18 protein-coding genes are annotated in these 21,360 nt (G+C 35.2%); 7 read left to right on the forward strand and 11 right to left on the reverse strand.

Annotated elements, in window-relative coordinates:
* Positions 1-2: 2 nt before the first annotated feature.
* The 3 genes from BCI01S_RS25620 to BCI01S_RS07140 all read left to right on the forward strand — a co-directional run bounded on the left by BCI01S_RS25620 (position 3) and on the right by BCI01S_RS07140 (position 2,812).
* Complete coding sequence (locus BCI01S_RS25620) at positions 3-179, forward strand: hypothetical protein (protein ID WP_162837586.1); 177 nt, start codon at positions 3-5, stop codon at positions 177-179.
* Positions 180-650: 471 nt separating this feature from the next.
* Positions 651-1,553 carry a PucR family transcriptional regulator gene (locus tag BCI01S_RS07135; RefSeq protein ID WP_061797579.1) on the forward strand — a complete coding sequence of 301 codons (903 nt, stop codon included), beginning with the start codon at positions 651-653 and terminating at the stop codon, positions 1,551-1,553.
* Positions 1,554-1,714: 161 nt separating this feature from the next.
* Complete coding sequence (locus BCI01S_RS07140; RefSeq protein WP_061797584.1) at positions 1,715-2,812, forward strand: ABC transporter ATP-binding protein; 1,098 nt, start codon at positions 1,715-1,717, stop codon at positions 2,810-2,812.
* Between the two features lie 65 nt (positions 2,813-2,877).
* Here the strand turns inward: BCI01S_RS07140 and BCI01S_RS26435 are convergent, their stop codons facing one another.
* Positions 2,878-3,327, reverse strand: coding sequence for a hypothetical protein (locus tag BCI01S_RS26435; RefSeq protein WP_373694325.1), 450 nt, complete (start codon positions 3,325-3,327; stop codon positions 2,878-2,880).
* A gap of 114 nt (positions 3,328-3,441) precedes the next feature.
* On the opposite strand from BCI01S_RS26435, the gene BCI01S_RS07150 reads away from it, so the two are divergent.
* Complete coding sequence (locus BCI01S_RS07150) at positions 3,442-3,645, forward strand: alpha/beta-type small acid-soluble spore protein (protein WP_031535675.1); 204 nt, start codon at positions 3,442-3,444, stop codon at positions 3,643-3,645.
* A gap of 53 nt (positions 3,646-3,698) precedes the next feature.
* On the opposite strand, the gene BCI01S_RS07155 is transcribed toward BCI01S_RS07150, so the two are convergent.
* The 5 genes from BCI01S_RS07155 to BCI01S_RS07175 form a co-directional block, all read right to left on the reverse strand.
* Positions 3,699-4,454 carry an alpha/beta hydrolase gene (locus tag BCI01S_RS07155; RefSeq protein ID WP_061797590.1) on the reverse strand — a complete coding sequence of 252 codons (756 nt, stop codon included), beginning with the start codon at positions 4,452-4,454 and terminating at the stop codon, positions 3,699-3,701.
* A gap of 10 nt (positions 4,455-4,464) precedes the next feature.
* Positions 4,465-5,505: a FecCD family ABC transporter permease gene (locus tag BCI01S_RS07160; protein WP_061797596.1), complete on the reverse strand. Its 1,041-nt coding sequence runs from the start codon at positions 5,503-5,505 to the stop codon at positions 4,465-4,467.
* The gene (locus BCI01S_RS07165; protein WP_061797900.1) at positions 5,489-6,511 is read right to left on the reverse strand and encodes a FecCD family ABC transporter permease; all 1,023 of its coding nucleotides are present in this window, start codon (positions 6,509-6,511) and stop codon (positions 5,489-5,491) included. Before BCI01S_RS07165 ends, BCI01S_RS07160 begins: the two co-directional genes overlap by 17 nt.
* 90 nt (positions 6,512-6,601) lie before the next feature.
* The gene (locus tag BCI01S_RS07170) at positions 6,602-7,558 is read right to left on the reverse strand and encodes an iron-hydroxamate ABC transporter substrate-binding protein (protein WP_061797598.1); all 957 of its coding nucleotides are present in this window, start codon (positions 7,556-7,558) and stop codon (positions 6,602-6,604) included.
* 103 nt (positions 7,559-7,661) lie between these two features.
* Positions 7,662-9,281, reverse strand: a complete 1,620-nt coding sequence (locus BCI01S_RS07175; RefSeq protein WP_061797604.1) for an AraC family transcriptional regulator — start codon at positions 9,279-9,281, stop codon at positions 7,662-7,664.
* A 127-nt stretch (positions 9,282-9,408) separates the two neighbouring features.
* On the opposite strand from BCI01S_RS07175, the gene BCI01S_RS07180 reads away from it, so the two are divergent.
* Complete coding sequence (locus BCI01S_RS07180; RefSeq protein WP_047943026.1) at positions 9,409-10,218, forward strand: alpha/beta hydrolase; 810 nt, start codon at positions 9,409-9,411, stop codon at positions 10,216-10,218.
* A 432-nt stretch (positions 10,219-10,650) separates the two neighbouring features.
* Here the strand turns inward: BCI01S_RS07180 and BCI01S_RS07185 are convergent, their stop codons facing one another.
* The 5 genes from BCI01S_RS07185 to BCI01S_RS07210 all read right to left on the reverse strand — a co-directional run bounded on the left by BCI01S_RS07185 (position 10,651) and on the right by BCI01S_RS07210 (position 18,603).
* Positions 10,651-12,663, reverse strand: coding sequence for an ABC transporter ATP-binding protein (locus BCI01S_RS07185; protein WP_061797611.1), 2,013 nt, complete (start codon positions 12,661-12,663; stop codon positions 10,651-10,653).
* Complete coding sequence (locus BCI01S_RS07190) at positions 12,660-14,420, reverse strand: ABC transporter ATP-binding protein (protein ID WP_047943024.1); 1,761 nt, start codon at positions 14,418-14,420, stop codon at positions 12,660-12,662. The genes BCI01S_RS07185 and BCI01S_RS07190 overlap by 4 nt, the downstream gene beginning before the upstream one ends.
* 418 nt (positions 14,421-14,838) lie before the next feature.
* On the reverse strand, positions 14,839-16,128 hold the full coding sequence (locus BCI01S_RS07195; RefSeq protein ID WP_047943023.1) for an MFS transporter: 1,290 nt from the start codon (positions 16,126-16,128) through the stop codon (positions 14,839-14,841).
* Positions 16,129-16,615: 487 nt separating this feature from the next.
* Positions 16,616-17,068, reverse strand: a complete 453-nt coding sequence (locus BCI01S_RS07205; protein ID WP_047943022.1) for a helix-turn-helix transcriptional regulator — start codon at positions 17,066-17,068, stop codon at positions 16,616-16,618.
* Between the two features lie 236 nt (positions 17,069-17,304).
* Positions 17,305-18,603: a methyl-accepting chemotaxis protein gene (locus BCI01S_RS07210; protein ID WP_167555726.1), complete on the reverse strand. Its 1,299-nt coding sequence runs from the start codon at positions 18,601-18,603 to the stop codon at positions 17,305-17,307.
* A 311-nt stretch (positions 18,604-18,914) separates the two neighbouring features.
* On the opposite strand from BCI01S_RS07210, the gene BCI01S_RS07215 reads away from it, so the two are divergent.
* Both BCI01S_RS07215 and BCI01S_RS07220 read left to right on the forward strand, forming a co-directional pair.
* Positions 18,915-19,463, forward strand: coding sequence for a GNAT family N-acetyltransferase (locus BCI01S_RS07215; protein ID WP_061797621.1), 549 nt, complete (start codon positions 18,915-18,917; stop codon positions 19,461-19,463).
* A 299-nt stretch (positions 19,464-19,762) separates the two neighbouring features.
* Positions 19,763-21,100, forward strand: a complete 1,338-nt coding sequence (locus BCI01S_RS07220; RefSeq protein WP_235844455.1) for a hemolysin family protein — start codon at positions 19,763-19,765, stop codon at positions 21,098-21,100.
* Positions 21,101-21,360 lie beyond the last annotated feature (260 nt).

A 21,360-nucleotide genomic window follows, 5' to 3' on the forward strand; every position in this document is an offset into this window, starting at 1 on the left:
TCATGAAAAAAGCTAAAAAAGATCTCGCATACGAGGGAAAAGAAAAAGCTTATTTAGATATTGATCGAATCATAAATGAAGGGTTAGCAGGTGGAGCAGTAATAAATAGAGAAAATAACACAAATATGGAGGAAGCAAGAGAACTACCGGAAGAAGAACCCCCTCATCTAATCGAATAAACTGTTTAGGCATCCCCTCCTTTCGCTTATTATTGGCAAAGGGGATGCTTTTTTGCTTTCATTCGATTGATTTTAAGATTTTGTCAGCTAATGTGACGGATTTTCCAGCCAGATTTTTGTTTTATCACTCAAATCTGTGGGCTTTTCAGCCAAACTTTTGGTTTATCAGCCAAACTTTTATTTTATCAGCCAAAACATCACTCTTTTCAGCCAAACTTTTATTTTATCCACCAAAACACCGGACTTTTCAGCCAAACTCCCCTTTTATCAGCCAAAACACCACTCTTTTCAGCCAAACTCCCTTTTTATCAGCCAAAACACCACTCTTTTCAGCCAAACTCCCCTTTTATCAGCCAAAACACCACTCTTTTCAGCCAAACTTCCTCACCATAAACCATCATCATCACTTGCCCCTTTTCTATAAAACGGTATAGAATAAAATTATGAAAAAATTTCGGAGGGATCCATCTATTGAAGCATAAATTATTAGCCTATTATAAACATAGTTTGGAGCAAGCAGCCCCCCCTTCACCATCACAGCTTTCCGATTACTATTGGTTCAAGGTTGATTTTCAAGATGATTGGATTGGGATTCAAAAACAGGAGATTGATGGCTCTCAGCTAGAATTATTGAAAGCTTGCTATGATTTTTTCCAACCAGATGAAACTCTAGAAAAGGAAGAATATGCTTGGAATCAATATCTATATTTTAACGGAGAACAGCCCTCTTTCAAAAATATGGAGACAGTACGTTTTATCCAGTTTCATATTAAAGGTGATACGGCTTCTATTGAAAGAAAATTAATTGAATCGGCATTTGATGGTTTTATTCATGAAAATAGTCTTATTATTTGGAACGGCTCCAATGAAGGGGCTGTAATAGAGCAGAATGCACAATATTTAGAGGAGGAAGATTTCACCGCTCTTGCACAAGCTTTGCAATCCGATTTCTTTTTTTCCATTTGCTTTTACATGGGAAAAGAGCTGAAACTTAATAGTTCTATTCCGGTTATTTTTGGACAAGAACGAAACTTATTTTCAAAGGGTTTAGCATTTATGCCGAAATCCACCGTTCTTAGCTTAGAAACGATTCTTCCTAACCTGTTAATCAGCAGACTGAAGGAAGACGAACTTGATTTATTTAAAGAATGGTTTTCCATTTTTGAAGAAGACAAAGAATTACTGCTTACCATCAAAACATTTATTGAAAATAATGGACACAGCACTAATACAGCAAAACAATTGTTTATCCATCGCAATACCTTACAATACCGACTTGATAAGTTTACAGAAAAAACAGGTTTGAACCTAAAGAATTATCATTCCTATATCACCACCTATCTTTCCTGCCTATTCTACACTAGCGGGAAGTAGCTCATAAAGCCATTATTGGCTTTTTTTATGGAGAAATTTCTATACAAGTTCTTAGGCATTTTGCTCAAAACTCTGTAAGCGTTTTTCATGCATTTCGCCAATTTGAAAACGGTAACAAAAATGGTAAAGTAGAATTATCAAATTGGTAGGGGGAAAACAAAATGGCAGAACTAGTGTTAAAGAATATTTATAAAATCTATGATGAAAAAGTAGAAGCGGTTAAAGATTTTAATTTACACATTCAGGATAAAGAATTTATCGTATTTGTTGGTCCTTCTGGTTGCGGTAAGTCTACAACTCTACGTATGATTGCTGGTCTTGAAGATATTTCAAAAGGTGATTTCTATATTGATGAGTTACGTGTGAATGATGTTGCACCAAAAGATCGTGATATCGCGATGGTTTTCCAAAACTACGCTCTATACCCACATATGACAGTTTATGATAATATGGCATTTGGTTTAAAGCTTCGTAAATTCCCTAAAGCGGAAATTGAAGAAAGAGTAAATAACGCTGCAAGAATTTTAGGATTAGAAGAATATTTAAAAAGAAAACCAAAAGCATTATCCGGTGGACAACGTCAAAGGGTCGCACTAGGCCGTGCTATTGTTCGTGATGCAAAAGTATTCTTAATGGATGAGCCATTATCAAACTTAGATGCTAAATTACGTGTGCAAATGCGTGCTGAAATTTCAAAGCTTCATCAAAGACTGCAAACTACTACTATTTATGTAACGCATGACCAAACAGAAGCAATGACAATGGCTTCAAGACTTGTTGTTATGAAGGACGGAGTTATCCAACAAGTTGGTGCTCCAAAAGAAGTCTATGAGAAACCTGAAAATGTTTTCGTTGGCGGATTCATTGGTTCACCAGCAATGAACTTCTTTGAAGGAAAAGTAGTAGACAATAAATTAGTACTCGGCGATAATGCTTTCATTATTCCAGAAGGAAAATTAAAGACATTACGTGAACAAAATTATATCGGTAAAGAAGTTATTTTTGGTATCCGACCAGAAGATATTCACGATGAATTGGTATTCTTAAATAGTTCAGAAAATACAAGTTTTGATGCGAAAGTAGAAGTGTTTGAATTAACAGGTGCAGAAAGTCTTGTATATTCTACTCTTTCTGGGAAGGAATTTGTTGCTCGCTTAGATTCTAGAGCAGACCTTCAAGCTGGTCAATCTGTAAAATTAGCACTTGATATGAATAAAGGTCACTTCTTTGATAAAGAAACAGAACTTCGTATTCGCTAATAAAAAAAGTTAAATTCAAAGCTTACCTTGCTGATGCATGGTAAGCTTTTATTAATGGTTAGCCTCTATTCCTGGATAAACAATACCTCTTCTTGTCCACATTGTGGACAAAGCACAAGATGGGGGCATAAATGTGCAGATAAATCCTGATAGCCGTTTTCTAGCTTCATTTGATCAATCGGCATATAGGCACTATAGTCATCATAATAATCCATCACTCTGCCCTTGTCTTCTATGCGATAACCACAATTAGAGCAAGTTCTTTCTAAACTTTCCAAGCCATTACAGATAGGACAAATGGAGCCCATTTCAAATCCACCTCTCTTGATTCCGCCCCTAAAATCATCTTTTTTATGCGTTAAATTTATTCTTACCTTTAGTTTCTCTATTGATTTAGAAACTATCCAGCAGGAATAAAAGGAATTAATTTCCTTGATTTTTTCTAGAATAAGATAATGAAATCCAACCATAATAATAGTACAAGCAGCAACCAAGGTAAGAGCAAACATAAGCATCTATCACTTTCCATGATTATTGGGTTATACCTAGTGGTAGTAAGATATATCTTACAGACTGGTGCAATTCCAGTTAACCCAACCAAAAAAACAACTAGAAGGAGCTGGAACACAATGGCAAACAACAATTCTTCAAATCAACTTTTAGTACCAGGAGTATCTCAAGCTCTAGACCAAATGAAATACGAAATTGCATCTGAATTTGGTGTAAACCTTGGTGCAGAAACAACTTCTCGCGCTAACGGATCTGTTGGTGGAGAAATCACAAAACGCTTAGTACAAATGGCTGAAAAGCAACTAGGTGGATTTCAAGGCTAATTGAAAATTTAATATAATGGCTAGAGCCCTCCTAATTTTTAGGGGGGCTTGCTTTATTTAGTGTATAACCACTTTATCGCATGGAGAAATTCTTGAATAAAGTACTCTCTTTTATGATCCGCACTTTCTCCCAGAATAAATTGATATTGTTCCTTTGGCAGTTTTTTAAAAAATACTTCATTTACCAGCAAAACATTTTCAACCATATACCTTTGGATATTCCCCTTGCTCTTTCCCTCGTCCTCACCAACATACAAAAAAACACTATTCTCCTTCTGCATCTCATTTTTTTGTACATAGGAAAGGCTGTGCGGATACCATAGTGACGGGGAAAGGAGCCCAAATTTAGAAAAATAGTCAGCAAAGTCATACATGGCATATAAAGAAATCAGCCCTCCTAAGGAGGCTCCTATCATTCCTGTGTTTTGTCGATCTGCTTTTGTTTGAAACATTGTATCAATATATGGTTTAATCGTTTGCGTAACAAAGGATAAATAGGCTTTTCCTTCCCCCTTAAATGGAGGCAAAGTGGGATTAAGACTAGGTGAATACCAAGGCGTATACTCATTAAGCCTCTCCTTTGGTTCAATTCCTACAAGTATTACTTCCTCTGCTATATCTAAAGAGAATAATTCTTCTAATTCATGTAAGATAGGATGAAAAAGATTTCCTCCATCATGAACGTAGATTACTGGAAAACTACTTGATAATTTATTATAAGAAGGTGGCAGGTAGATACTCAAAGTTCGAGTTTGTATCTGGACCTCCCTTAACGTTCCCCTCATTTTCCTACTTCTGTGACCATCCATTTATCTACCTCTACACTTTAGCTTTTACTAATAAATAAACAAAATAAGGTGCGCCAATTATACTTAAAATTATCCCAGCTGAAATTTCTGCAGGTGCGACAATTGTTCTGCCGATAAAATCTGCTATTAACATGAAGAGGCTGCCAATTAACCCACAAACTATCATAGAATTTCGATGTTTTAATCCAACTAACAGTCTTGCCATATGTGGAGACATTAGTCCAATAAAACCTATGCTCCCTGAAACAGACACACATGCTCCAATCATGCCAACAGCACATAATAATAATAGCCATTTTTCTTTTTCCACTTTTACTCCTAAACCAATCATTACTGTTTCTTGCAATTGAAATAAATCAAGCGAGTACGCCTTTCGAATAATAAATGGAATGATTAGTAAAAACCATGGTAACATTGCAAGAATAAATAACCAATTGGCATTATAAATACTTCCAGTCAGCCATACTGCTGCCATTTCAAAATCCTGTGCTTTCATTTTTAAGGACATATACATGGCCAAAGAACCAAATCCAGAATTTATGGCTATTCCAGTTAAAATGAGTTTTTGCGAGTTCAGTCTTTCTCTATCTTTTGCTAATAAAAAAATAACAAATGCAGCAATAAATCCTCCAACTAAGCCAATAAGCTGCATACTTAACACAATCCATAAGCTATCCTTATTAAGATTAAGATTAAGCACTCCTTGAAAGAAAAACATATAGGCAACAATCGCAGCTCCGGCTCCACTGTTAATTCCTAATATTCCAGGATCCGCAAGACCATTTTTCGTTATACTCTGCAGGATAGAACCTGCAATCCCCAATCCGAAGCCAACAAAAATGGCCAAAATAATTCTAGGCAGACGGAACTCAAATATAACTAGATCCGTATTAGCATCAGGATGATAACGAAAAATACTCCTTCCTATATCTTGAAAAGAAAGAATATATTCTCCTTTGGATAAACTAATGATCATGATGATGAGACATAAAGCAATTAATACATAGATCGATACATAGGTTCTTTTTCTTTCATTATCCACGTTGAGTATTCCCTCCTCCCTTTGTCTTTATTAAATACAAGAAGAAAGGAACACCTAAGAAGGCTGTTACGATTCCAATTGGCGATTCAAAAGGGTAATTAATGAAGCGACTGAGAGTATCACATATAACGAGAAATATGGCCCCTATAATTCCAGAGCATGGAATTATTTTTCGATAGTCAACTCCAACTATCATTCTTGTAATATGGGGAATAATTAAACCGACGAAACCTATTTTTCCCGCCAGCGAAACAGAGATCCCCGTCATCACTACAACTGCTGTCATCGTTAAAAGTTGAATAATGAATGTTTTCTGACCAAGGGATGTAGCAATTTCTTTTCCTAACGATAAAATAGCAATCGATTTGGAAAGCGATAATGCCAAAACAATTCCAATAATGGCTATAGGAAAGCAAATAAGCAATAGATCATTATTAAGCTGGTGCAAGCGGGCATTATACCAGAAGCTCATATTTTGGGATACTTGAAAATAGGAGGCAATGGCAGAAGATAAACTGCTTAAAAAAGATCCAAAAACGGTGCCTATAATAGCAAGTCTTAAAGGAGAAAAACCATTCTTCACAACGGAAGCTAAACCTAAAACTAAGAAAACACCTAAGGCAGATCCGAGAAAAGAAAAAGCAACCATTTGAAAGGAGTTCAATCCTGGAAAAAATACAAAAGCAAGTGTTACCATAAATGCTGCACCATCCGAAACTCCCATTATGGACGGCGATGCTAAATAATTCCTTGTCATTCCCTGCATCATAGCTCCGGACATTGCCAAAAGGCCGCCTATTAATAATGTTCCTGCTGCTCTAGGAAATCTGGCTGTCCGGATAATGGTATGCTCCACATTTTCTGCATCAAAATTAAAAAAGGCATCAAAGACTTCCTTTAATGAAATATTCATTGTCCCTAACGAAATAGATAAAAGAATAACTGCAACACATAAAAAAGGCGCACTATATATAATCGCATATGCTCTTACTGTCTCTTTATCCAAATTTGACATCACCTGATCGAATGAACCTCCTTTCAAAAAAAGACCCCCACCAAGATGGAGAAATGAGGTGGGGATAATTCCGTTTCCTTGTTCGCTCTCTTATTTAAATAAACCAGCAAAAGCTTTAAGAAAAGTTGTTTTACTCCATGCAGTTCCCCCAGCTGCCAATGGATCGACTACATTTTCATACACTTGATTATTTTTAACAGCATCAAGGCTCTTCCAAATAGAATTATTCTCTAAATCAGCTAATGCTGTTGGACTATCGGTGTTTTCTGTTTCCTCAAACTGAATAAATAAGTAATCTGGATTCATTTCCGCTAATTTCTCTAATGAAATCATTTCCTGTGCTTTTGCTTTTTTTACTTCTTCAGGAACATCAAGGCCAAGGTCTCCATATAGAACGGGGTTAAAATATACCGTTTCAGGATAAATATATAAGCTGCCGCCTCTTAATCTCAGCATAACAACTTTTTTCTCAGCCAGCTTATCTTGAATGCCTTCTTTTGTCTCTGTAACGTTTTTTTCATAATCCGCAATGATTGTTTCTGCCTTTTCTGTTTTATTTGTCAATTGCCCTAGTAATATTAAATTATCTTTCCAGTTTGTTGAAATGTGAGAAACAGGAATCATTGGTGCAACTTTATTTAGGTTGTCCGCCACCTCTGGTTGAAATTTACTTGTGCCCAGAATAACATCTGGTTTTAGCTGCAAGAGCTTTTCTACACTTGGCTGCATTTTTTCGCCAATTTGCTCTGCTTCCGACATCGAGTCGCCTAGATAAGCAGGGAATTTTCCAGCTGTTGCAATGGCACCTGCTGGTTTAATCCCCAGCATCGCTGCATCTTCCATCGCTTCTTGGCTTGCTGTTACAATTGTCTCCACTTTTGCAGGAATTTCGTATTTTTCCCCTAAATAGGTAACCTCTTGAGTCGTACTTTGTCCGTCCCCTTTACTATCTTTTATCGATGAAGATGTATCTTTTTCTCCCGTTTGACTACAAGCTGTTAATAATAAAAAAGCCGCTAGGAAAATAAAAAATAAATTCTTTTTCATATACTCTCTTTCCTTTCTCTATATAACCCTAATTGAGATTGATAACCTTTATCAATTAGAATTATACTGAAAAAAGCTCTGATTATAACATGGATAATTTCCGCTAATATGCTTGTACTTTTTCCTTTTCTATCATCAGCTCTCGGAGATTATCAAGAACTCTTAAATGGGAACTTGCAGAATACTCATTCCATGGATCTGAATGGATAAAAGCAACTTTCCTATTTTTAACTGCTGCTATACAATTCCATTCTATTGAGCATTTCAATTTGTCCCAAGCGTCAATTGTCTCCATATCCTGGCGAATATTAACAAATAAATAAGTTGGATTTAAGCTTACTAAGTCAGAAAGTGTAATGGCTTCGCTTAATTGAATATCTTCTTCAGGCTGTGCTGACGTAAATCCTAAATCTTTATACACAAGCTCAATAGCTGTTCTAGAACGATTGAGGACTATTGTATTTTTAAATAGGCTTACTACTAACACAGCTTCGTTCTGCAATGATTCCTTCAATAACTTTCTTGTTTCCTTTACTTTATCTTCATATATTTTTAAAAAGTTTTCTGCGTCTGTTTCGCAATTAATATAGGTCGCTATTTCTAACAATTGGTTTTTCCAACTGCTATTTTTGAATGAATAATAATAGACTGGTGCAATTTTTTCGAGTTCCTGCTTCTCTTCAGCTGATATGTCATCCTTCGCGATTATTTTATCTAGTTTCACTGCAGACAGTTTTTGTATGTTGTTTTCCCATTCTGAATGAATCTTGTAGGTATTTAAATGGATAAGAATATCATCTCGAAAATTCTGATAATAATAATTGGTCCATTTAGGATGCAGTGGAGCTGCATAGGGAATTATCTGAAGTGCAAGTAAATGACCGGTAGTCGAAAAATCATAAGATGCAATCTTCACCTCTCGCTTCTTCCTATAAATCGTTGGCGGTATTCCAACGATTTTTTTGAACACTCTACTTAAATAAAATTCATCCGCATAACCAACGCTTGCTGCAATTACTCGCAAGCTATTCGATGTTTTGATTAGTAATTCTTTTGCCCCGCGTATACGGATTTCTGTTAAAAAATCCTGCACACCTATTCCATACTCTTTTTTAAAAAGCTGGGAGTAGTATTTAGGGCTTAGCCCCGCTCTTTTTGCTAATAAAGCGGTAGAAATCGCATCAGCATAATGCTTCTCCATATATCTTTTGGTCTCTTCTATCGCAATCATTGTATCTTTTGGAATTTTTTGCTGTTGATTGGTCACAAAATAATGAAAAATCATCGAACGTTTTGCCTTTTTTAGAAAATGATTATTTATTGATTCATCTTGTTCTAATTTGAACAGGTCCTCCATTATAGGTTGAATTGTGTCAGCTGACTGAAAAACAAATGATTTCAAGATACTTTTCTCATTCTTTAGCACTACTTTTGTATATGTATCCCTATTTATCGCTTTCGTTTGATACAATTGAAATGGCAGCAAATAATAATCTGCACTGCAAGTTTTTTTAAATTGAAGTTGATAGGTGCTATCCGCTGGAATAAATAAAAGATCCCCTTTACTGAAGAGAAACTTATCGATATCAATCGATAGCATCCCTTCTCCCCTATTAATATAAATAAATAGATAACTAGTCGATAAAACTCGCTCTATCTTCTTGTCATATAATCGTTCTATACGGCCATAGTCTAATTCCATACTCTCCCAGTTATGAATCATCTCATTTTCCTCTCTTGTTATTTTCTTTATTTATATGTACAATATATTCACCTAATTAATATTGATAATCATTATCACTTATTTTACCAAATTATTGCATAGAAAGAAATAGGTGGCGATATTCTTGATGAAATGGAAAGAAAGCTTTTATATTCCCAATACAGAAATTTGGACATATTCTATTGATGAGACAAAAAAATATAAACTCTTTGTCTATATCCCAAATATCCCCGTTCCTGAAGATGGATTTCCTGTCCTCTATCTTTTGGACGGCAACGCTAATTTTGGTAGTTATGTAGAAGCGGTACGCTTGCAGACTAGAACACGAGAAAAAACCGGATTACATCCTGCTGTTATCATTGGTATAGGCTATGAAACTACTGAACCTTATAGTGAGGAAAGATATTTCGACTTTACTTTTCATGCAGACCAGACACAGCTTCCTAAAAATCCAACTGGCACACAATGGCCTCCTCTTGGCGGCGGCAGACAATTTCTTTCCTTTATCGAACAGAAATTAAAGCCATTAGTAGCGCAAAACATTCCAATAAACACAAAAAAGCAAATGATTGCTGGTCATTCACTCGGAGGTCTTTTTGTTCTTTATACACTCTTCACCGTCCCTTCTTCGTTTCAATATTATCTGGCAAGCAGCCCATCCATCCATTGGAACGAAGAGCAGCTATTAAAAGAGCTAGACTTCTTTCCCAAAAGGCTAAACAATCTAGACACAAATAAATTGCTGCTTACCGTTGGAGAAAAAGAGAAATCACATTTTACACAAATGCATCAAAAGGCAATTACTCTCTCTGAGAAATTGCAGTATTATCATTCTCCTTCCTTCCAGCATATTTTTCATGAATTTAAAGAAGAAGATCATCTTACTGTATTACTGCCATTAATCAATAAAACGATACGTTTTATAAATGATAAATGAATTTTACTAAAAAAGGTTTTAAAGCAATCAGGTGGGCTAATCCCTTTTTTGGAGGTTAAATCGGATAGAAGAGATGGAGGCGTGGTTATTATCAAAATAAAAATGAACTTAAATGCGGAAGAAGTGAATGTACAGAAGGTACAGACTTTATGGCCTTTAAAACAAACAAAATGTCTATAAATAGCGCAAATAAAATTTATACCATTTTGTTTAAACTGCGGAGAAGTCAATTTAATCCGTTTTGATATCGCTATTTTTATAAAAATAGCATACTAAGTTAAGGAAGTCTTCCCATAACCAAAAAATGGTACTAGCGTTTGCAAAATAATAGAATAGTTAAAGTTTACAGCAAAAAAACACCCGAGGCTTGCCATATAAAACGAATGCGGCAAATCTCGGGTGTTCCTATTTCTCCACAATAATTAACTTTTCCTAACTTACTAAACTTGCCCCTTGCTGCAACTGATACATCTGATAATACTTGCCCTTTCTTGCCATTAATTCGTCATGGTTCCCTTTTTCTACTATCTCCCCATGATCAAGGACAAGTATTTGATCCGCATTGCGAATCGTTGATAAACGATGGGCTATAATAAAAGTCGTTCTGCCTTCTTTTAGGACTTCCATTGCATGTTGAATTATTTGTTCTGTTTCTGTATCAATACTGCTTGTTGCTTCATCTAGAATTAGGATTGCTGGATCAAAGGCCAGAGCTCTTGCAAAGGAAATGAGCTGTCTTTGTCCGCTGGATAAAGTACTTCCCTTTTCTATCACAGGCTCATCATATCCTTTTTCTAAATGCTTTAATACTCTATCTGCCCCAACATCCTTCAATGCTTTCTCCACAGCTTCTCGTGAAATAGAAGGATCGTTTAAGGTTACATTGGACGCGATAGTTCCTGTAAATAGAAAAGGATCTTGGAGAACAATTCCCATATATTTACGAAGATCTTGCTTTGAAAATGACATAATATCTTTTCCATCTATCTTAATCTTTCCTGATTGAATATCATAAAAACGGAATAAAAGATTCATAATCGAGCTTTTTCCAGATCCCGTATGACCAACCAATGCAACTGTTTCACCTTGTTTTGCTTTAAAGGAAATATTCTTTAACACATAGTCGTTATCTTTATAGGCAAAGTTAACTTGATCAAAGGTGACATTTCCTTTATATCTTTCTAATGTAACATCTTTCACATCTATTCCATCTTCATCCAATAATTCAAATACTCGTTCCCCTGCAACAAGTGCTTGTTCTAAATTGGCCAATTGATTGACAATACCTTGTACTGGCTGGAATAGTCGGTTTATATAATCAACAAAGGCATAGAGCATTCCAAGAGAAAGTGCTGTAGCTGCTGATAAAGACTGACCAGCAACATACCAGATGAAAACAACAAATACGATGTTTCTTAACACGTTCACTAAGTTATGGGAAGTAAGACTGTTTAACCGAAGCATCTTATTTTGATAGCGAAAATGCTCGTTATTTAAATTCTCAAATTCTTTTCTCGTTTGTTTTTCTTTGCTAAACGCCTGAATGATATGCATCCCTTGAATAGATTCATTAACCATTCCATTAATATCACTAATTTTCGCTCGAATAACATGATTGTATCGGGAAGCAAATTTGCGATATCCGATCATCCATATATATAAAATCGGCAGTAAAATTAAACATATTGCCGCAAGTGGTGGATTTAAGATAAATAAGGCAATATAGATTCCAATAATATTAATTCCACTAGAGAAGAAGTTGGATAGGACTGTTACATATAGTTCCCTAATTGCTTCTGTATCGTTTGTTACTCTAGCAACTACTTTACCTGCAGGAAGATTATCGAAATATTTGATAGGCAACCGCTGAATTTGGGCAAATACATCTTCGCGCATTTTCTGAATAATTCGGTTGGCTGACTTTTGTAATAAATAGTGCTGGCCATATTGGAAAATGGCAGAAATAATGACTAATCCAAAATAAAAAGATAACAGCTTTAAAATAGGCGTAATCTCGGGTTTATAGAAATCAAATACTTCCGCATTTGATAACAGCGTGGCAGGATATGTTTCTACGTCTGTCCCTTTTCTTATAGTCAATGTTCCGTCATGAAACTCGCGACTTCCATCAAATGAAATCTTCCCTTCCACAAAAAGAAATTGTCTTCCCACTTGGAGGATTCTTACTTCTGCAAGCTTTTCTTCATCGGAATCAAGATACGCTGCTTTTTTGTAGAAATTCCCCTTATATTTTACTGCCTCTTTTGTTGGTTCTGTTTGATACCATTGTGATTCAATCCCCGTTATATGATCATCAATTACCTTTTTAGCAACAAATGGACCAGCCAGATCGGCGATAACAGCAATTGTCAGCATGATTAACGCAGCAATAATAATACCTTTGAATTTTAATGCATATTGAAATAATCGTTTACCAGTAGTCATGCTTTCACCTCCGCTTCATCTGCCTCCACTTTTGTCTGTTGCGTTATATATTGTTCCTTATACCAGCCATTTTGTTTCATTAACTCCTCATGTGTTCCATGTTCTGCAATATGGCCATCTTCCATCACAATAATATGATCGGCATGCTGAACAGCAGTCATTCGATGAGTCGAAATAATCGTTGTTTTTGCTTGTCGTTCTTTCTTTATATTCGTGATAATTTTTTGTTCTGTTTTTGCATCTACCGCTGATAAAGAATCATCTAGAATGAGAATTTCTGGTTTACGGATAAGTGCTCTCGCAATCGATATCCGCTGCTTTTGTCCCCCAGACAAAGCTACTCCTTTTTCCCCTACAAGTGTTTCTAACCCCTCTGGAAGCATTTCGATATCCTGGTCAAAAGAGGCAAGACGAATTGCTTCTTCTAATTCTCCTTCAGCAGCACCTTCTTTTCCAAATAAGATATTTTCTCTCACTGTTTTTGAAAAAAGGACATGATCTTGGGGAACATAGCCAATCCAGCCTCTTAATGTATGCAAATCAATGGAATCAATGCTATTCCCATTAATCACCAGCTTCCCTTCCCCTTTCGGATATTCTCGAAGCAGCTGTTTAATTATCGTTGTCTTTCCACTACCTGTTTTCCCAACAATCCCAACTGTTTCTCCTCTTCTAATGGTCAAATAGATGTCACGAAGATTCTCTTGTTTAGACGATGGATATTGAAATTGCACATCTTTGAACTGAATAATTTCAGGAACTTCTTCTGTCTTTCCATTCTCCGGATTACTTACATCCGCCTTGTAACTCAATGTTTCCTGGACCCGATCTAAAGAAGCGTTGCCTCGCTGCATAATATTCATTAATTCACCAACAGCGAACATTGGCCAAACAATCATTCCTAAATAAACATTGAATGTAACAAGCTGCCCAATTGTCAACTGCTGTTGAAACACTAAGTAAGCACCATATCCAAGTCCAATTAGATAGCTTAAACCAACAAGAATTCGAACAGTTGGATCAAATAAAGAATCTATTTTAGCCACATGTAAATTCTTCTTATAGACATCTTCTGTGAAATGATGGAATTGTTTTTGTTCTTCTTTTTCCAAAACATAAGCACGGATTACTCGGACTCCTGAAATAGACTGAAGAACACTATCATTCATATCACCAAATGCATCCTGTGCTTCCATAAAGCGTTTATGGATTCTCTCCCCATATATTTGCATGATAATGGCCATAATAGGCAGTGGAAGAATTGCTGCCAATGTTAATTTCCAGCTTACGGTAATCACCATTGTAATTAAAATCGTCAGCATAAAAATCGTAGAATCAACCAATGTCAAAATTCCAAATCCTGCTGTAACGGAAACAGCCTTTAAATCATTGGTTGCTCTGGCCATTAGATCGCCTGTTTTATTTTTTTCAAAAAAAGTTGGCGTCATCTTAAATAGATGATTCATAAATTTACTTCTTAACTTCAATTCTAAAATATTGGCTCCACCAAATAGCTTATACATCCAAAAATAAGTGATAATATACGTACTTATGGTGATCCCTGCCACCCCAAGTATATAGACCAATGTCTTATTGCTCGTTAATGATCCAATCGTTAGTTCATCAATAAACATGCCGAGGATTCTGGGCGGTAACACTTCTATAAACCCTACAAAAATTAAAAGAATAATAGCTATTGTATAACTCTTCCAATGTTCTTTAAAAAACCATTTTAATTTAAAAAATATCGAAAACATTCACTCATCCCCTGTCTCTCTTCATCTGCAACTAGCCACTTTCTAAATCCTTTAATGCCTTTCTTGCTTCTTTGATCATAACAATCATTACCTTCTCCTCCTTTATTTTTTGAAAACAAATGTTGATCACCCAATTAAGAATTTTTCCACAAAAAAGAGACAGACCGCAACCATGCGATCTATCTCTTTTATGACAGAAAACTACACAGGCTACCTATATGGCAACCATCTACATCCGCACTAAAATGATCGAAAAGAAAGCAGAAGGTTACCGACATATGAAGTTATAAATACATCATGTCTATTTAGTCTTCTCATCGGTAACTCCTCCTTTCTCTACATTTATTTTCCAATATAATTGAGATTAACATGTAGATTTTATAATGTCAATTGCCATTATTCCGAAAATTAAAGATTTTTAATAATTTAATTGAACTTCTTCTTTTCCAGCTATTGCGTCTTTTGCCTCCTTTTCTTTTGCCAATTTAGGTAATACTAGGCTGTAATAAAAACCGACTAAAAGGAAGCAAGCACCGACAAACCAGTATATTATTTCAATAGAAAACCATTTAGGATAACCAATAGAGATAAGTCCTAATGTAATAGACTGTGACAGCATCATTAACGGGGTTATCCACCCTTGAACTCTTCCCATCATCTTCGGCTCAATAATCGTCGGCATCCAGCCTCCTATTGCAATATTAATCAGCGGAAGCCCCAGTGCTAAGAAGAAACAGATGGTTAAGAAGACTAAGATATTCGGTGAATAAGATGCCAAAATAGTCATTATGGCAATATAAAATGCGCCAGTGATAATCAACTTATACAATTTAACCTTCTGTGCAAGAAGAGAGGAAAGGAAACTTCCAATCATAACCCCTGCTCCAAAGACAATTCCAAAATAAATCGATACTTGTTCGTAATTATCAGGTGCTAGTTTATATTTCAAAATAAAGACCTGCATGACGCTAAATCCACCATTGACCACTCCAAAGGCAATAAATCCGTATATTAATGCCATCAATAACTTATTGGTCAATATATATTTTAAGCCAATCATAAAGTCACTCCATATAAAGCGAATATTTAATTCCTTTAAAGTATGACTGCCATTAGGTTTTCGAACAGTTTCATCCAGCTTCATTGATTTAATAAGCAATCCGCTAATAGTTAAGGTTGCTACATCCACTAAGATTGCGCCATAAATGCCTAGTGTCCAATAAACAAATATTCCAATCGCATTACCAAATAACATAAAGATACTATTCACTAATTGATTTAATCCTGCTGCGGTTGTAAAATCATCTTTTTTTAATACGCCTTGCAGAATACCTTGTTCCGCTGGGAAAAAGAATTTTTGAACGGCACTTCTTAAAAACAACATCATAAAAATAAGTGGCATCCAGCCAATAAGAACTGCCCCCAACACAAATAGTGACAATACAGCTGCAATCATCTCACAATAATAGGCAATCTTTTGGCGGTCCATCCGATCTGCTACAACTCCGACTAAAAAAAACACCGCTAAAGTTGGCAAAGAAAACATTAATTCAGTCACTGTTGCATAAGCAGGCTGCTCAGAGAAACGATCGAGAATATAAAACATAAAAGCCGTTAAACCAATAACACTGCCCATTTGGGAAGTGACATTGGCAATAAAGAGTCTAGTAAAGCTCGTATTTTTGAATATTTCTGCAAATTTCTTCATCTATTATCCCTCATCCTTTAGTTGATGAGTTCATTTTAGCTTTCTTCCTTTGGAATAAGAACATTCATCCGATGGTTTCTTCGTCGGTCTACAGACGGAAAGAAATTCCATTATAAAGGCTGATGCCCCTCCATTTCAGTAAGGAAGTGGGGGTTCTCTTCCGATGAAAAATAGAGATTGCTCTGTTGTTACTTATTAACTATATCAGCAGGATGGGAGGCTCTTTGCTCTCACTGTTCTCTTCTTTCTTTGTTCTGCTTTCTTTCGGTACAGTGACCCGTCCTCTTTTCCCTTTTCCCTTGACTTCTCTTCCTCTCAGGCACAAAGAACGCTTCTGTCCCCTTAGCAAGTAGCAAGCAAAACTTGCACGGACATGCACGGACATATACCTTTTCTCCAAAACAAATAGGCTGTCCCTAAATTAATCTTGAATTGGTCAGTCATTCAAGATTAATTTAAAAACAGCCTATATCTTATTTCACGGTGCTTATTCGCCTAAAAGTTCATTAAAACGATCCTTTGATTCTTTTTCGTCAAAGCTAGAAAAAATCCGGAAATGATCTTCGTCAATAATACGAAAATGCTGACTAATGATATTCTGCTGCAGAATAAATCCGTTCTTTTTTTCTACTTCTCTCCACCATACTTTTCCGCCCAATGTTTTCTCTTTTCGGTAATCCATTCCATCACGAGCAACGGTCTCCAACACCTCTAAAGGTTCATTACCAAATAAGAAGCGAACTGTTTCAGTTTCTCTAAAGAGTGCGCAAACCGCTACTACAGTAGACCAGCCAGCATATAGCCTACCTTTCTCAATTTGCACTAACGTCTTTTTTGACAAGCCAATAACCTCTGCCATCTTATCTTGGGTATATCCCGCTTCTGTGCGTATTAATCTCATCTTTTCTGATACACTCTCAATAATTTCTTCTCTAGTCAAAGTTTCTTCATTCCCTTATTAGTTATGTGTAATTTTACACCATATTTACTATATTATAAGCTTCCTTTAGACAAATTTCAATTTAAAACTATTTGTTATTTAAAATTTATTTTTATTCTCCAACTTTATTTGACTAAATATTTGCTTTACTTCCTAAAAAAAGAACTAGTAATAGAAGAAGCTAAATAAAAATAAAAAAGCCTATGTTCTCCATGAAAACAAGGCTTTCCTGTTTATTATTTTGCTAGATTGTATTGTGTTAGCGAATCCTTTAATTCCTCGTTACTGCTCTTCATTATTTCTGCTGTTTTTGCCACATTTCCAATAGCAGAAGTTTGTTCATCTGTACTAGAAGCAATTTGTTCCACTGCCGCTGCAACTGACTCTGATACTTCTGATACTTTTGCAATAGAGCTAGAAATATGATTATTTTGCTCTACAACTCGATTTAGCTCTACTCTCATTTCTTTCACTGCCTCAATACTATTTACTACAGCCCTAGCAATTGCTGTAAATTCTTTTTCTGTATCCTTTACGGCAGTATCTAATTCAGCAGTTTGATTAGTTGTTTCATAAATGGACATAACCGTGCTTTCCATTTCTTTCTCGATATTTTGAATCATATCTTGAATCTGTTTAGTAGCCGAATTTGTCTCTTCTGCTAAATTACGAACTTCATTGGCAACAACTGAGAAGCCTTTTCCATGCTCACCGGCTCTAGCAGCTTCAATGCTTGCATTTAAAGCAAGCAGGTTTGTTTGTTCTGCTATTCTATTAATTGTAGAAGTAATTTTAGAGATATCTAAGACTTTTTGATATAAGCCACTAATTCCAATACTTACTTCATTCGTTGATTTGCTAGCATTTTCATTACAAATTTTTAAAGTATTAATAGTCTTTTGTCCATTATGTGATGCTTCTTGAGCATTTTCAGTTGCTTTCTTAATGATTTGATTTTTCCCTTCCATATTATCGATGGAATTGGTTAAGCTATCTATCTCTCTTTTCACTTCTTCTAATTCGGAAGCCTGGCTAACAGCTCCCTCAGCAATTTCAGCCATTGCTCTACCAATTTCTTCGGCACTAGCCAATGTTTCCTCAGCAATTACAGATACATCACTAGCTTGACTTATTCCAGTTTCATTTACATTTTTCAAGCTTGAAACAAGGAAGGCAAACTTTTCTTGCAATTCGCTAATAGAACGATTCAGCTGGCCAATTTCATCTTTCGATTTATCATTGAATTCAACAGATAAATCACCATGTGCCAACCTATGTACCTTGTCATTAAGACGGGATATGGCTTTTAATTTCCCCTTCATTAGCACATTAAAAACCAGTGCGCTTAATATAGTAAGAATAATTACTGAAGCTACTATGATTAAATAATCGCTATAAGTGAAGGATAACAAACCTTGCAAATTTTCGTTTTTAGCAATAAAAAACCCGCTAAAAGCACTAATACAAGTAGTAATAAGGAGAAGCACATTAAACCCAATAAGCGATTTCCCTTTAAAATTATCTTTCTTTTTCATTCGTAACATCCTCTCTTCCGCCGTCCATAATAAGGAGCCATCTCCTAGCAACACCTTTAAATATCCTTAAAACGCTTTCACATATAATAACTTTGTTCTCTCTCTATGTCTTTAATATCGGTAATTTTTACCCATTTTTTAGCCTTTATTTGTAATTCTTTTATAAATTTTTTTACAGAAATAAAAATAGGAGAAATGCCTAATTTTTATTGATTCACGTAAGAATCGGAAAGTTTACTTAGCCAAATTTTTTTCTAAGCATAAAATACAACGATATCTCCTTCTTAGAAAATTAGAAAGGATGACTGATGTTGTTTAATATATTTGTAGATCAACAGATTAAATTACGTTTATTAGAGCGGACGGACTCTCATGAACTATTTCAATTAGTGAATAAAAATAGGAAGTATTTAAGAAAATGGCTTCCATGGGTGGATCAAATAACTTCTCCTTATCAATATCAAACAATCATTCCCATATGGAATCAACTTTTCACAGAGCAAACAGAACTAAATGCAGGTATTTTTTTTAATAGTAGATTAGTAGGAATGGTTACATTACAACAAATTGATTGGGCAAGCCGCAAAGCTAGCATCGGCTATTTTTTAGCTGAAGATGCACAAGGGCATGGCATTATGACAAAATGTGTTGTTGCTATCTTAAATTATGCGTTTTACTATTTAAAGCTAAACAGAATCGAAATACAATGTGGGGTGAAAAATAGCAAAAGCCAAGCAATTCCTGAGAAACTTTCCTTTAAAAAAGAAGGAATTATCAGAGATGGCGAATTTCTTTATGACCATTTCCATGACCTATATTCCTATAGCATGCTGGCCAGAGAATGGGCAGCCAAATATTAGATTTCTATTCCACATGTACACGAGAAGAAAGAATTTTTTATCTGCAGGACGTATTTCTCATCTTACTGGAGGTTTATACACTTAACTACTTTACGGGCAAATTTCGCTAACACACATTTTCTATTTTAGCCGTTTTATTGCCCGTTAAGAGTGGAATAATAACAAAGAATCGCTTGAATCCTCTTCCTCTCTTTATCTTCCAAGATTTTATTTTATGTAAGAAAAGGTATAATATAAGAAAATAGAAGTTTTAGGATACAAAAAAGATTGTAAACTAATACTGCCTTGAGAACAAAAGAATGGTGATGAACGAAATAATGATTGGAATGCAACTACTATTAATTGTCATACTGACTGCTTTTTCTGCTTTTTTTGTAGCAACAGAATTTTCTATTGTTCGTGTGCGACCTGCAAGAATTGAGCAACTTGCAGAGGAAGGCCACAAAAATGCGCGTACTGTAAAAAAAATCATTGAAAATATTGATGCTTATCTTTCGGCTTGCCAATTAGGAATTACTATTACGTCTTTAGGATTAGGATGGTTGGGACAACCTACTATTTTAAAATTGATTCAGCCTTTAATGAATGAGTTGGCTGTACCAGCTGCTTTATCACAAGGTTTAGCCTTTGTTTTATCTTTTTCTATTATTACATATATTAATGTAGTGATTGGAGAGCTCTTTCCGAAGTCTGTTGCTATTATCCTTACAGAGAAGGTCTCTTTATTAGTGAGTAAACCATTAATCTGGTTTTATAACATTATGTATCCTTTTATATGGATTCTCAACAAATCATCTAGACAAGTAGCGAAGTTATGGGGAATTACCAATCCTACAACCAATAGTGACGCCTTGTCAGAAGAAGAACTGCAGATTGTACTAAAGGAAAGTTATAATAATGGGGAAATTAGTTTATCTGAATACAACTATGTTAATCGTATTTTTGCTTTTGATAACCGGCTAGCAAATGAAATTATGATTCCAAGAACAGAAATGGTTACTTTATCAGACCATTTATCTATTGATGAAGCAATAAATATTATTCAAAAAGAACGCTATACGAGGTATCCACTTACCAAAAATGATGATAAAGACAGCATTATTGGCTTTATCCATATTAAACAATTACTAACGGACTGGTTAAAAAATGAAGGTTATGAAAATAAATCATTATTGGAGTATGCACAGCCGATTATTCATATAATCGAAACAACTCCAATTCAAGCTGTTTTCTTAAAGATGCAGAAGGAAAGAACGTCTATTGCCATTCTTCATGATGAATTCGGTGGAACAGCTGGTCTAATTTCCGCGGAAGATATCTTAGAAGAAATCGTTGGCGAGATTAGAGATGAATTTGACGAAGAGGAAACGCCTCTTATTCAAAAAATTAATGATCATCACTATATTCTTGATTCCAAGCTTCCCCTGACAGAGGTAAACGAGGTTTTATCGCTATCAATCGATCGAGAAGATATTCATACACTTGGTGGATGGATTTTATATCAAAATCCGAATTTAAAAAAAGGGGAAACAATCGAATATAATGGCTACTTATTCAAGATTGATAAAATGATTCGACAGCATATTTTTAGCTTTGATGTTCAAAAAATACCTGCACCCTTAGCAGAAGATAAATAAATTTTGTACGATGAGCCGTTTTATGTGTAAGAACGGTTCATCGTACTATTTTTGTTCCCTCTTCTTTCATATCTTGGATATAAGACAATTAACATGAAATTTCTCTTTTCTCATATATTTATTTTATAGACAGAAAATTAAAAAAGTAATCGTTATCAAGTTTGACTGGATAGTTTGGCTTACCGTATAATAATTAGTAAAACTAAACAATTGCGAGGTGGTATAATGGGATTGTTTATCTAAATAAAGAAACTTCATAC

This window comes from Niallia circulans NBRC 13626, assembly GCF_001591585.1.
GTDB lineage: Bacteria > Bacillota > Bacilli > Bacillales > Cytobacillaceae > Niallia > Niallia circulans.